Source organism: Micrococcus sp. M4NT (assembly GCF_033790745.1).
Classification (GTDB): domain Bacteria; phylum Actinomycetota; class Actinomycetes; order Actinomycetales; family Micrococcaceae; genus Micrococcus.
In genome coordinates this window covers 223,444-236,054 of the sequence record NZ_JAMYEH010000001.1, presented here as the reverse complement: position 1 = coordinate 236,054, position 12,611 = coordinate 223,444, and the positions used below count along the sequence as shown (strand labels likewise).

The 12,611-nt window shown below is 70.1% G+C and carries 12 protein-coding genes; 2 read left to right on the top strand and 10 right to left on the bottom strand.

The annotated features are described in order from the left end of the window. Positions 1-71: 71 nt before the first annotated feature. Positions 72-326 (bottom strand): hypothetical protein, encoded by a 255-nt coding sequence (locus NJC10_RS01210; RefSeq protein WP_319074108.1) that lies wholly within the window; start codon positions 324-326, stop codon positions 72-74. Between NJC10_RS01210 and NJC10_RS01205 the strand changes: the two genes are divergently transcribed. Continuing rightward, positions 312-944, top strand: a complete 633-nt coding sequence (locus NJC10_RS01205; RefSeq protein ID WP_319074107.1) for a hypothetical protein — start codon at positions 312-314, stop codon at positions 942-944. The genes NJC10_RS01210 and NJC10_RS01205 overlap by 15 nt on opposite strands. A 141-nt stretch (positions 945-1,085) precedes the next feature. On the opposite strand, the gene NJC10_RS01200 is transcribed toward NJC10_RS01205, so the two are convergent. The 5 genes from NJC10_RS01200 to NJC10_RS01180 form a co-directional block, all read right to left on the bottom strand. After that, on the bottom strand, positions 1,086-1,841 hold the full coding sequence (locus NJC10_RS01200) for an ABC transporter ATP-binding protein (protein WP_248115879.1): 756 nt from the start codon (positions 1,839-1,841) through the stop codon (positions 1,086-1,088). After that, positions 1,838-2,908 (bottom strand): iron chelate uptake ABC transporter family permease subunit, encoded by a 1,071-nt coding sequence (locus tag NJC10_RS01195; RefSeq protein WP_298711614.1) that lies wholly within the window; start codon positions 2,906-2,908, stop codon positions 1,838-1,840. Before NJC10_RS01195 ends, NJC10_RS01200 begins: the two co-directional genes overlap by 4 nt. After that, positions 2,901-3,956, bottom strand: a complete 1,056-nt coding sequence (locus NJC10_RS01190) for an ABC transporter permease (protein ID WP_248115883.1) — start codon at positions 3,954-3,956, stop codon at positions 2,901-2,903. The genes NJC10_RS01195 and NJC10_RS01190 overlap by 8 nt, the downstream gene beginning before the upstream one ends. Next, entirely contained in the window at positions 3,953-5,002 is a 1,050-nt protein-coding gene (locus NJC10_RS01185) for a siderophore ABC transporter substrate-binding protein (protein ID WP_319074103.1), read from the bottom strand. Before NJC10_RS01185 ends, NJC10_RS01190 begins: the two co-directional genes overlap by 4 nt. A 179-nt stretch (positions 5,003-5,181) precedes the next feature. Next, on the bottom strand, positions 5,182-6,540 hold the full coding sequence (locus NJC10_RS01180; RefSeq protein WP_319074102.1) for a class I SAM-dependent methyltransferase: 1,359 nt from the start codon (positions 6,538-6,540) through the stop codon (positions 5,182-5,184). Positions 6,541-6,610: 70 nt separating this feature from the next. On the opposite strand from NJC10_RS01180, the gene NJC10_RS01175 reads away from it, so the two are divergent. Further along, positions 6,611-7,816 carry a glutamate--cysteine ligase gene (locus tag NJC10_RS01175; protein ID WP_319074101.1) on the top strand — a complete coding sequence of 402 codons (1,206 nt, stop codon included), beginning with the start codon at positions 6,611-6,613 and terminating at the stop codon, positions 7,814-7,816. A 43-nt stretch (positions 7,817-7,859) separates the two neighbouring features. Here the strand turns inward: NJC10_RS01175 and NJC10_RS01170 are convergent, their stop codons facing one another. From NJC10_RS01170 to NJC10_RS01155, 4 genes are all read right to left on the bottom strand, one after another. Beyond that, on the bottom strand, positions 7,860-9,038 hold the full coding sequence (locus NJC10_RS01170) for a hypothetical protein (protein WP_319074100.1): 1,179 nt from the start codon (positions 9,036-9,038) through the stop codon (positions 7,860-7,862). A gap of 259 nt (positions 9,039-9,297) precedes the next feature. Further along, positions 9,298-10,122, bottom strand: coding sequence for a hypothetical protein (locus NJC10_RS01165; RefSeq protein ID WP_319074098.1), 825 nt, complete (start codon positions 10,120-10,122; stop codon positions 9,298-9,300). Positions 10,123-10,228: 106 nt separating this feature from the next. Further along, positions 10,229-11,407 (bottom strand): polysaccharide pyruvyl transferase family protein, encoded by a 1,179-nt coding sequence (locus NJC10_RS01160; RefSeq protein WP_319074097.1) that lies wholly within the window; start codon positions 11,405-11,407, stop codon positions 10,229-10,231. Between the two features lies 1 nt (position 11,408). Further along, a complete protein-coding gene (locus tag NJC10_RS01155) occupies positions 11,409-12,611 on the bottom strand; it encodes a hypothetical protein (RefSeq protein WP_319074096.1) in 1,203 nt (400 codons plus the stop codon).

The following is a 12,611-nucleotide window of genomic DNA, read 5'->3' as shown; positions in this document are numbered from 1 at the left end:
AACGGCTGCGACGCGCTGACCTCTCCACTCCCCTGCACGGCGTGCGGGTCCGCGCGGAGTCTCCCGGCCCGTCATGGGCGGACGTCGGCCTGGCCGAACCGGGCCACGGATGGAGCGGTGCTGTCCTCGCCGCCCTGCTGCGCCGACGCGGTGCGGCGGTGCTCTCCCACGACACCGCGGCTCATCTGCACGGCATGCCGACCCCGCACGCCGCGGCCCCCTCCAGCCTCGTCCACGTCACGCTCCCGCCGGGGCAGCGGCTGCGGCGCGAGGGCGTCGCCCCGCACCGTCGGGATCTTCCAGCGCACCACGTGGGTGCCGTCCACGGGCTGCGGGCCACCACGCCGGAGCGGACGTGGGCGGACCTGTGCACGCGCGGCGCTCCGTGGACGCCGGAGGACCTCATCGCCGCCGGCGACCACCTGCTCGCCCGGCCCTGGTCGCGGCGAGGACGAGGCAAGCCGGCGTCGACTCCGGAGGGGCTGGCCGCCGTCGTGGAGGCGCTGGGTGGTGTACCGGGCATCGATGCGGCGCGACGGGCGCTGGCGCAGGTGCGCGTGGGGTCGGACTCTCCCCTGGAGACGCGTGTGCGGCTCGATCTGATCGCTGCGGGGCTGGGCGAACCCATCCTGCAGTTCCGCCTCGACGCCGCCGATCCCCAGTGTCCCGAGGTGGACCTGTACTACGCCGACGGCGCCGTCGCCCTCGAGTACGACGGCGCGCATCACCTCGCGCGGGAGCAGCAGGCCCGGGACGCCCGGCGGGACCGCTGGCTCCTCGCGCGGGGGGTCGCTCCCCTGCGGGTGACGGTCGAGGATCACCGTGAGGCCTGCCGACGGCTGGTCGAGGTCATTCTCGAACGGCGGGCAGCGGGGCATCGCATCGACCCGCGCGCGGAGTCCACCTCGCAGAGTGGTCACGACGCGCCGCCTGCAGAGAGTTGAGACGGCGTGTTGTGACCACTCTGGGAGGGTGTGGGCGTCTCTGGGAGGGTGTGGGCGTCTCTCGGAGGGTGTGGGCGTCGGATGGAGGGACCGGAGACCACACGGGCGGCCGACGGCAGCTCCAGCCCCGCCCAGCCCCGCTCAGTAGTAGACGGCGAGCGGGCCGGCCGGCCCCTCCACCACGTGGCACGGCGTCTTGAAGATCCGCTCGAGGACCTCGGGGCGCATGATCTCGTGGGGCGAGCCCGTCTCCACCACCTGGCCGTCGCCCATGGCCACGATGTGGTCGGCGTAGTGCGCGGCGAAGTTGATGTCGTGCAGCACGATCACCACGGTGCGGCCCAGCTCGTCGGCGGCGCGGCGCAGCTGCTGCATCATCTGCACCGAGTGCTGCATGTCCAGGTTGTTCAGCGGCTCGTCGAGCAGCACGTACTCGGTGTTCTGCGCGAGCACCATGGCCACGTAGGCACGCTGACGCTGGCCGCCGGAGAGCTGGTCGAGGTAGCGGTTCTCGAACGGCCCCAGGCCCAGGAAGTCCACGGCCTCGGAGATGTGGCGCTCGTCGTCGAGGGTCAGCCGCCCGCGGGAGTACGGGTACCGCCCGAAGCCCACGAGCTGCCGCACCGTCAGGCGCGTGATGAAGTGGTTCTCCTGGCGCAGGATGGACAGGGTCTGCGCGATCCGCCGCGACGGGGTCGCGGTGATGTCCTGGCCGCCCACGGCGATCGTCCCGGCGTCCGCGTCCTGAAGCCGCCCGATCATCGTCAGCACGGTGGACTTGCCCGCGCCGTTGGGTCCCACGAGGGCGGTGATGCCCCCGGCGGGGATCTGCAGGTCCACCGGACCGATGCACACCTCGTCACTGTGGCGCTTGGTGACGCCCCGCAGTTCGATCACAGCCGACCCTTTCTCATCACGACGATCAAGAAGGTGATGCCGCCCACGAGCTCGATGACCACGGTGACCGCACCCCCCGCGTAGAAGACGTGCCGCAGCACGAAGTAGGCGCTCGCGAGCACGGCGTAGCCGGCCAGTGCGGCCACGGGCAGCACGAGACGGTGGTCGTACGTGTCCGTGATGGAGTACGCCAGTGTGGCCACGAGGAAGCCGAGGAACGTCATCGGCCCCACCAGGGCGGTGGTCATGGCCATGAGCACGGAGACGAGCAGCAGCGTCCCCATGAGCTCCCGACGGTGGCTCAGCCCCAGGTTGGTGGACACGTCGGCGCCGAGGGCCACCACGTTCATTCGCCGCGAGCGCAGCCACAGCAGGAGGCACACCACGACGACGATCGGCGCGGCCACCGCCACGTACTCGGTGCGCGCGTTGGAGATGTTGCCGAACAGGCGGGCCGAGAGCACGTCGAACGAGTTGGGGTCCAGCAGGCGCTGCATGAAGGTGCTCAGCGCCGCCAGTCCCCCGCCCAGGACCACGCCCACGAGCAGCATCAGGTGCATGCTCCCGTACGGCCGGGAGAGCAGCCACGAGTACAGGGCGGTGGCCAGCACCACCATGAGCGCAGCCTGGGCCAGGAAGGGCCCGGTCCCGCTCACCACGGCGACGCCGGCAGCCCCCAGCGCGTATACGGCGGCGGTCTGCACCGCCACGTAGAGGGCCTCGAAGCCCATGATCGAGGGAGTGATGATCCGGTTGCCGGTGGCGGTGTGGAAGCTGACCGTGGCGAACGCGTGGCACAGGGCCACGAGGGCGATCACCCCGATCGCGTCCACGCGCATCCCGGCGATGAGCCAGAACGCGCGGGAGCCCGGCGTCGCCTCATTGCCCCACAGCAGGATGCCGGCCGTCGCGGCCAGCCCGACGACGGCGAGCACCGCCACGGTCACGAGGTACCGGGTGCGCTCGGCGCGGGTGACGAACGGGCCGGACGCGCGAGCGCGGTCGGCGAGGGGACCGGCGGCGGTGGAGCCGCGGCGCAGTCCCGGGACGGTGCGGGCCTCAGCCATGCTTGGCCTGCCTCAGGAGCAGGGCGAGGAACACCACGGCCCCCACGACGCCGAGGATCAGGGAGATCGGCACCTCGAAGGGCATGATCACGGTGCGCCCGATGACGTCGCACACGATGACCACCCAGATGCCCACCATGACCACCCACGGCAGGTTGGTGCGCAGGTTGTCCCCGCGCACCATGGAGACGATGTTCGGGACCACGAGCCCCAGGAAGGGCAGGGCCCCGATCACCACGGTGACCACGCCCGTGGCCACGGACACCATGGCGACGCCGGTGAAGACGACCGCCTCGTAGTTCAGCCCCACGTTCGTGGCGATGTCCTTGCCCAGCCCGGCCACGGTGAAGCGGTCAGCGATCACGAAGACCGCCACGCACACGGCCAGCACGATGAACAGCAGCTCGTAGCGGCCGCGCACCACGGAGGTGAAGGAGCCGGCGAACCACGCGCCCATCTGCTGGAGCATGTCGGTCTGCAGCGCGAGGAACGTCGAGGCCGAGCCCACGACGGCGCCCATCATGATGCCCACGATCGGCACGATCAGGGAGGAGGAGAGCCGCACGCGGCGCAGGAACAGGAAGAAGACCATGGTGCCCACGAAGGCGAACAGCACGGCGCCGACCATGCGGGTCATGATCCCGGCGCCCGGGATGAGGAGCATGGTGACCAGCAGCCCCAGCCCCGCCCACTCGGTGGTGCCGGTCGTGCTGGGCTCGACGAACCGGTTCTGCGTCATGAGCTGCATGATCAGCCCGCACATGGCCATGGCGGCGCCGGCCAGGATCAGCGCGATCGTGCGGGGCACGCGCGTGATGCCGAACATCTCCGCCCCGCCCTCCGCGCCGAGGTCGTAGACCCCCACGAAGAGGGAGAGGACGGTGAGCGCCACGGTGATCGCGGCGCCGGCGAGCAGGGGCCACGTGCGCTGCCAGCGCGAACGCTCGGGGCGCAGGACGGCGGGAGGGACCCAGCACACGCGTTCGCCCGGACCCGCCGCGAGGGGCTGGGTCCGGGCGTCGACGGTGCCGGTGGGCGACTGGGTCACCGGGCGCCCTCGAAGGCGTCCGCGAGATCCTCCATGATCGTCGTGTAGTTCTGGATGTCCTCGGCCACGTACAGGTCCGCGGGCAGGTGGACGATGTGGCCCTCCTTGACGGCCGGCACGTCCTTCAGCGCCTCGGACTGCTCGATGAGCTCCTTGGCGGTGGCGTTCTCCTCGCCGATCGCGGCGTCGCGGTCCATGACGATGATCCAGTCCGGGTTGGAGGAGGCGATGGCCTCCACGGAGATGTCGTCGCCCTGGTGGTTGTCGGAGCCGGACTGCTCGAGGGCGGGGGTCAAGCCCAGGATGTCGAAGAGGGGGCCGATCGAGCGGCCCGTCGACGGCGCGACGTAGGCGAGGTCGCCGCCGGTGGCGATCAGGCCCATGACCGTCTGCTCCGGGTCGTACGCCTCCTTGGCCCGCTCGACGGCGGCGTCGAAGTCGGCGTTGAGCTGCTTCGCCTCCTCCTGGTGGCCGGTGGTGTCGCCCAGGAGCGTGGTCAGCTCCTTGAGGCCCTCGTCCAGCGGGGTCTTCACGGGGTCGAAGTCGGTGTCCACGATCGCGGCGTCGCCGGTGAGCTCGTCGATCTCGGCCTTGCGGTCCCGGAAGCGCTGGCCGTTGAGGACCACGTCCGGCTCGGCGGTGACGAAGGCCTCCATGTCCGGCTCGCGGTGGTTGCCGATGTCCTTCACGTCCGCGTCGTCGAGGTACGACGGGCCGCCCTCGCCCTTGTACATGATCTGCTTCGGGGCGGCGCTCAGCTCCACTCCCCACTCGTCCAGCGTGCGGAAGGTCCGGTTGTCGGTCGCGATCACGGAGTCCACCTCCTGCGGGAGGGTGATCTGCGCACCGGACATGTCGGTCACGGTGGCGCCCGCGGCGACGCCCTGCGCGGAGCCGGCCGACGAGGAGACGCCGGCGCCGTCGGCGGCCGAGCTCATCCCCGCGGAGCCGTTGGAGCCTCCCGCGGAGCAGCCGACGAGGGCGAGGGCGGCGACCGAGGTCAGGGCGATCGCCGACAGGCGAGGGGAGTGGGGGGCGCGCTGCATGGTTCTCCTCCCGGGCGCCGCTCGAGGCGGGCCGAGGTCTGGGGTGTCTCGTCAGGGTCGGCAGGGCCCACCCTCAGGTGAGGCTTGCCTCAGTGGATTAGAGTACATATGAGTGCGCTAATCAACAAACCGGGGCCCCGACTCCGCGGATCCGATGTCGGACGGCGACATCGAGACCCTCAGCCCACCCCGTCCAGGGGCGTCACCTCGAGGGCCACGCGGCGTCCGCCGACGCGGGCGAGGACGAGGGTCCCGTGCGCGCCCGCCGCTGCCACGCCGCCGGCCCGGCGGCCCTTCTTCCCCGCGCCCTTCCCCGCCCCCGCGAGCAGGCGGGCCCGCAGCTCCTCCGGGCGCACGTCCACGCCGCGCTTCTTCACGTCCAGGCGGGTGATGCCGCGCTCGCGCACCCAGCGGCGCAGCGCCTTCACGTCGAGGGGGTGGACGGCCTCCACCCGGTATCCGCGCGCCAGCGGGGAGGGCACGGGGGCCTCGGTCACGAGGTAGGCCAGGTGCGGGTCGAGCAGCCGGGCCACCGCGCCGCCCTCCTCCCATGCGGCGCCGAGGTCCGCGACGAGGCCCGCGCGGATCACGGCGCCGTCGGGCTCGTGGAGGACGCAGCCCGGCAGGGCGTCCAGTCCCGCCTCCCCCACGGACTCGAGGGCGGGCGAGCCGCCGGGACGATCGCGCAGCACGGCGACGGACGGCCGGGGTCTCCGCGTGTCGATGACGGCGGCCGCGCGGACCCCCGGGGCCGTCGTCAGCGCGTTGAACCACAGCACCACCTCGACGACGTCGCCGTCCACGGAGACCCATTCCGCCTCGGCCTCCGCGGGGACGTGCTCGTGCGGCAGCCCCGGGCCGAGCTTGGCGCCCACCGCGCGCCCCTCGGCGGCCAGCCCCAGGACGAAGGACAGCGGCGGGGAGAATGCCTCCGGGTCGAACACGCGCGCCGAGCCCGAGCTGGAGATCCGGCGTCGGGCCGGATCGAACCACAGGGCGTCCACATCGTCGGCGTGGGCGCCCGCCCACGCGAGCGCGTCCCCCTCCTCCACCCGCGCCCCGGGCGCCAGCGCGGCCATGTTGGCGGCGGCCACGGCGGCCACCACGGGGTCCCGCTCCACGGCGACGACGGACAGCCCGGCGCGCGCAAGGCCGAGGGCATCGGCCCCGATCCCGCAGCCCAGGTCCGCCACCGAGCGCAGCCCGGCCGCCGTGAACCGCTCAGCGCGGCGTTCGGCCACGACCCGGCGGGTGGCCTGCTCGAGCCCGTCGCGAGTGAAGAGCATCCGATCGGCGAGGTCGCCCAGCTTGGTGCGGGCCGCCCGGCGCAGCGCGGCCTGGGTGAGCACCGCGGCCACGAGCTCGGGGGCGTGGCCGGCGGCCCGCAGCCGCGTGGTGGAGGCCAGCGGGTCGGCGACGTCCGCGTCGGTCAGCGAGTCCAACAGCTCCCGGCCGGCCCCGGTCAGTGCGGGGGCCAGGTGCGTGGCGTCCGGGGAGGAGTCCTCGGCGGAGGGGCGGGGGTCGCGGTCGTCGGCCATGGATCCAGGCTAGGGCCCGGGTCGGGCAGCGCCGCCCCGCCGGGCTCGCCCGCGCCTCTAAGATGTCTGCATGAGCCTCCCGTTCCAGCAGTCGGCGCAGTCCACCCTCGGCATCGAGTGGGAGCTCGCACTCGTGGACGCCGTCACCGGCGACCTGCGTGCCGAGGCCCCGGAGGTCATCGCCGAGGCGCTGCAGACCGCAGGGCTGGGGCCCGAGGAGGAGCATCCGCACGTCACCGCGGAGATGCTGCAGAACACCGTGGAGCTGGTCACGGGGGTGCACCGGACCGTGGGCTCGGCCGCCGAGGAGCTGCGGGGCATCGCCTCCGGGATCCTGGACGCCGCCGAGCGGCGCGGGATGCACCTGTACTGCCAGGGATCCCACCCGTTCGAGGATCCGAACCTGCAGCCCGTGACAGACAAGGACCGCTACAACCAGGTGGTGGAGATCGCCCAGTACTGGGGGCGGCAGATGCTGATCTTCGGCGTGCACGTGCACGTGGGCCTGGACGACGTCTCCAAGGCCATGCCGGTGGTGAACGGCCTGGTCAACCGCTTCCCGCACTTCCTGGCGCTGTCCGCCTCGTCCCCCTTCTGGGCCGGCGGGGACACCGGCTACCAGTCCCAGCGCACGCAGGTGTTCCAGCAGCTGCCCACGGCGGGGCTGCCCCACCAGTTCGAGGACTACCGGGACTTCGAGCGGTGCCTCGAGCAGATGGTGCAGGTGGGGATGGTGAACGACGCGACCGAGTGCCGCTGGGACGTGCGCGCCGTGCCCCGCCTGGGCACGGTGGAGATGCGCGCGTGCGACGGCATGGCCACGATCGAGGAGATCGCCGCCGTCACCGCCCTCACGCAGTGCCTCGTGCACGACCTCTCCGCCGGTCTCGAGCGCGGCCAGGAGCCGCCGGCGATCCTCCCGCCCTGGTACGTGGCGGAGAACAAGTGGCGGGCGGCGCGCTACGGCATGCAGGCCGAGGTCGTCATGGACGCCGCGGGCACCACGGTGCCGGTGGCCGAGCACCTTTCCGACGAACTGGACCGGCTGGCCCCGGTGGCCCGCGAGCTGGAGTGCGAGGCCGAGTTGGCCCACGTGCGCACGATGATGGCCGAGGGCACCGCCGCCGAGCGTCAGCGCAGGGTGGAGCGCGAGGCGGCCGCCGCGCCCCCCGCCGAGGGCGCGGACGCGGGCGACACGGTGGCCCCGCTGCGCGCCGTGGTTCGCGACGCGGCGGCACGGACTCGTGAGTCGCTGCGCCCTTGGTCAGGCTCGTAGCAGACATCTCGTGCGCGCCTCTCGGCGGGTTGTTCTCCAGGAACTATGTCCATCCGCCCCGTGGAGGACGACGCCAGCGGTAACGTTGCGCGATCTCACGCATCAAGATTACGGGGATCAGATATACCACCTGCTGCAGCGATCCGACGATGGAGTCCGGATAGTAAGAGAACCAGTCGAGGGGTCCGGCTACCACCACCGCCAGTAAGCAGAACGAGTACGCGCCAGGACGGCGCGGCCCGTCGAACACGGCGCTCGGCAGAGCACCGATAACGAGGTATAGGATGAGGAATCCGCCCACCCCCAGAAGCACCAATGCCGTCCCCGCAGCGAGAAAGGTACTCGCGGACGTGCTCGTACCGCCAAGGAGCTCTGAATTGATGAGGAATGCCGTGTTCAGCGGCGGGCGATCCGGGTCGAGAATGCGGGGAATAAGTCCGAAGCGGAAGATGTCCCCTGCCCCGATCTGACCGATGTCCACCCCAGGTTCGAAGCCCGCCGCCCTCGCGACTTGCCGGTCATAGCCCAACCGGTCGTATGCCCCGAGATCCTGCGAGACCCACACACCGAGGTCCATGCGGATGGCGTTACGCACCAGATAGAGGGCGGGCCAGAGGACGACGAGCAGCAGCGCGAGCATCAGGCCCGCCCGGGGCGTCAGGAGACCTGTGAGCAGCAACATCACCGCCACAAAGATGGTGTAGCGAAAGGCGGGCGCGGTGATGCCGAGCATCAGGGCCTGGCCGAATGCGGCCACCACGGAGCCTCCGATGAGCAGCCAGAAGGTGACGCGCGCTCCGCCCCTACAGAGGCGCCCCCAGACCAAGAGCGCGACCCCGATGACGTCGAAACCTGTGAGAAGGGAGACGACGGCCCCGATGGTACCGGTGACGCCGGTCTTGCCTTGAACCTGCGCGTCGATGGCTCCGATGCCGAGCTGGGCAGCGGACACCTTGGCCGCAACCGTCAGGACGACCAATGCGGCACCGACCATGAACGAGGCGCGGGCGGATCTGTAGGACGTGCCCTCGACGCTGCGGCGGATCACCGTGCGTCGATGTCGTAGTCCATGTCGGCTGCGCGCCACGGTGCGAGAGAACCATTCTGAGACAAACGTGGTTCCTCCAGCGGCTGCGGCCAGCAGGACGATGAATCCGGTCCGGGGATTCTGATTCAAGAAAGCCGGCGGCAGGATGAGGATCAGGAAGGGGGCGATCACCATGAAGGTCGCCGGGAACTCCTGAACAAATGTGACGGCGGCGTTGCCGACGACGCCCAAACGTCGTCGAGTTGTCGAGGTTGCGGCGGCGCGCTGCTGGACGCGAGACCCGGGTGTGCCATTCCCCGCCGGGTGCGCGTGATCGGTCCGCGTCCTCACAGTCCTCATCAGCCTTCCATCGCGTGCGCCTCTCACTTTTCACCCTCCCTGCATCGGCCCGGTGCCTGCGTCCGTCGGCAGGCATACGGAAGGTCCGGACGGTTCACCGCGGCGAACCGCTACCCTCGGACCCGGAGCCGGACCGGGGGTCGCCCAAAGCTCGGAGGAGTCGCACGTCCTCCGCGGAGTACGTGGCGTCAAACTGTGCGTTGTTCGCCCCATCGTCCACATTGCTGGAGAGCAGGCTCACGGCCTGCGTCGACATCAACGTGGGGTAGTCGTGGGGTCGGTCCGCCACCTGACGCACCTTGATCCCGCTGCGCAAGGCCACCCAGTTGAGCCAGATATCGTCAGCGCGAGGACACACCTCCATGAAGGCGCTGCCCCGCATACGCAGACTGCTCTGCATCTCTTCCGGATAGAGCACACCTGATACGCCAGTGAGGAAGTTGCGGTGGGACGCGCCTGGCACGCCGGCCCACTCCCACTGGGCATAGGGCAGCAGACGCTCACCCGTATCGTCCAGCGTGATGCGGTGCGCACGATGGCACACGATGTCCTGTGGATGGGCGTCGGACACGGTGACGAGTTCCTCCAGCCATTCCCTCGGGTAGACGATGTCATCATCCGCGGTGACGTGGCGTCCTGACCCTTCGGGGGCGTCCGAAACATACGGAAAATACTTCGTGTGGGGTCCGAATCGTCCCGCGGACTCTCGGATCTCGAGTCCGCGCCTCATCAGACGGGTCAGGCCGGGGGGCAGCTCTCTGGGCATGGGCGCGTCCAGGTAGAGGATGATGCGGCCGGGCAGATACGTCCCCCGCGCTATTGACTCGATCGTCAGATGGACGGTCTTGAGCCGCGGCCCGTGAGTGGTGAGCGTCACGATCACATCCGACTCAGGATTCACCACGGCAGCGCGCGACATTTGGGACAGAGTGACAAGGCGCGCGTAGTTGGCGGGCAACATTGCTCGCCGCGCTAACGCGGCGGCGACGCGATGCGGCGTGAGGCGGAACCCTCCTCTGACATCTCTAACGCGCACGGTTGTCTCTCCTCATCTCCCGACACTTGTTGATGGCGCCGACCGCCAATGATCGCGCCTGCTGAGCCGCCGACCATACCGTCGACGGCCGCCATTCCGGTCTGGGCAGCTCTCCCGCCTCCGCGGAACGGAGGGCGGCCCGTACCACGTCCTGCGCCGAGACGCGCTCCCCCGGCGCCCCGGGCGCGACGCGCTGGGCGATGAGCTCCAGCCCACGGTAGGGACGGTCGAAGAACGCCGCCATCTTCGGCGCGTAGATGACCGGGTACATGGGGATCTCGGCCGCGGCCCAGATGGCGCTGGAGTGCAGCTTCATGGAGATGGCCACATCCACCGACGCCATGGACCGGGTGAAGCCAAGGAGGTTATGCGAGTCGTAGACCTGGAAGGAGCTGTCGAGGCCGTCCACGAGTGCTCCCACACGGTGGACGTACTCGACATCCACTCCGCGGCCGTTCTTCGACTCCAGGGTGTAGAAGTCCACGGCGGTGCAGGACTCAGCCTTGGCAACCTCCATGATGAACCGCGCCATGCGCCGCTCGTCCGCGCCCGGCCATTCCCGCAAGCTCACTCCGAGCCGACGCGGACCGGAGTCCGTGCCGGCCACGCCTGGGCTGACTCCCGCTGCTTCGAGCCACTGCCGCAGGAACGCGCCGTGGATGAAGTCTTCGCAGACCTGTGTGTCCCAGCCCCATGAGCGGCTCAGCTGTGCCGACTCGGCGTCGCGGACGTGGAGGTGGGAGAACGGAGAGGGGGTCCGCCTGAAGAATCGTTGCCAGTGTTCGCTGACCGGACCAATGCCCAGTCCAACCCCCACCACCGGGGCCTGGGAACCGCGCGGGGGCAAGGAACCAAGCCAGTGGTAGGGCCGTCGGGGATGGTGCGATGTCTCCAGCAGTCCCCCCCCTCCGAAGATGACCAGGTCCCTGTCGGCGAACAGCGTGTGGCGCAGCGGCCACACCGTTGCAGCCCCGTGCCGCCGGCGTTCGAGGACCGGGGGGAGTGCGAAGACCTCCATCAATTCCGCGAGCGGGAGCGGGTTACCGAATGAAAGGAACGCGACCTCCGCGGTGGGGTCCGCATCGCGAATCGCGGATAGGACGGCTACGAGAATCAGGTCGTCCCCGTAATTGCCTGCCTCTCCCAGAAGCACGGCGCCGATCTTCATGTCAGTCCTCCTTCTTCATGAGGTTGCTATAGCTCATCCACCACACGGCGGAGGAGGTCATCGTGGCGATCAGTGTCCCCCAAGCCGCACCCAGTAGCCCCGCCCACGCACCACCCCCTACTATGAAGGCGAGGCGGACCGGTGAGACCGCGCAGCGGATGCGAAGAGTGCGGCCCTGGGCCGCATAGCTGCGGTGACCGGCATAGGCGATCGTGCTCAGCATCGCGAGGACAGCCTCGACAGACATGATGGGCAGGAGGGGCTTGGCAACGCCCCAGGTGTCTCCCAGGATGGCCTCGCCGAGAGTATCGGGGATCCAGTTCACCACCACAAGCATCGGCACCGCCATCAGGACCATCGCCAGCACCAGATGACGGGTGGATCCTGCAGCCACACCCCGTCTGCGTCCCCGCGACAGGAACGGGATGATGAGGGGCCGGCCCGCGGCCACCAGGGTGGCGACCGGGCCAAGGAGCGTGCCCACGCCCCGCATGCCGGCGTTGGTGCTGGGGGGCGCCCATACCGCGATGCCGAAGGTCCCCAACTGCGTGGTCCCGTCCCCCAGCAGATGGTCCGCGGCGTAGGAGAGCGACATGCGGGTGGGAATCAAGGGATGACGCCGCGCCGGCCGCAGGGCAAGCCGCTGAGCGAGGGCCCCGGCGTAGCCGGCCACGGCGCCGGCGACTAGCCAGGCACCGAACGTTACCACCGGGTTGCTCCCGCTTCCTAAGGAGAGCAGCATCGCCAGGAACAGCACGAGCCGACCTGCCTCCTGCCACACCGCCGTCCAGGGATTCAAGAAAGCCGTCGACACGGACTTGGAGAACTCTCCCAGGCACACGCCATGGGCGGTGAGACCGACGAGCAGCAGATAGGGAGAACTGACCAGGAGCCCTGTGCCGATCGCCAGCCCCCCGAAGAGCAGAGACCAGGACGCGTTGACCCCGCCTCCCGCCCGAACACCACGGGCGTCGGGTAGGGCGGCGGAGAGCGGCTCGGCCACCATGGCCTTTGTCATGCCCGTCACCAACAGATACACGGCGAAAGCGACGGCGAAGCGAGCCATCTCGTCGACCGAGGCGTTACGGGCCACGGTAATGGACACGGCTAGGCCAGAGATACTGGTCAAGAGCGCCGTCAGCAGTGCTGAGTACATCCGGGCGTAGGTGAGAACCCTCCGGAGGAAGCCCGCGAAGCCGTTCAC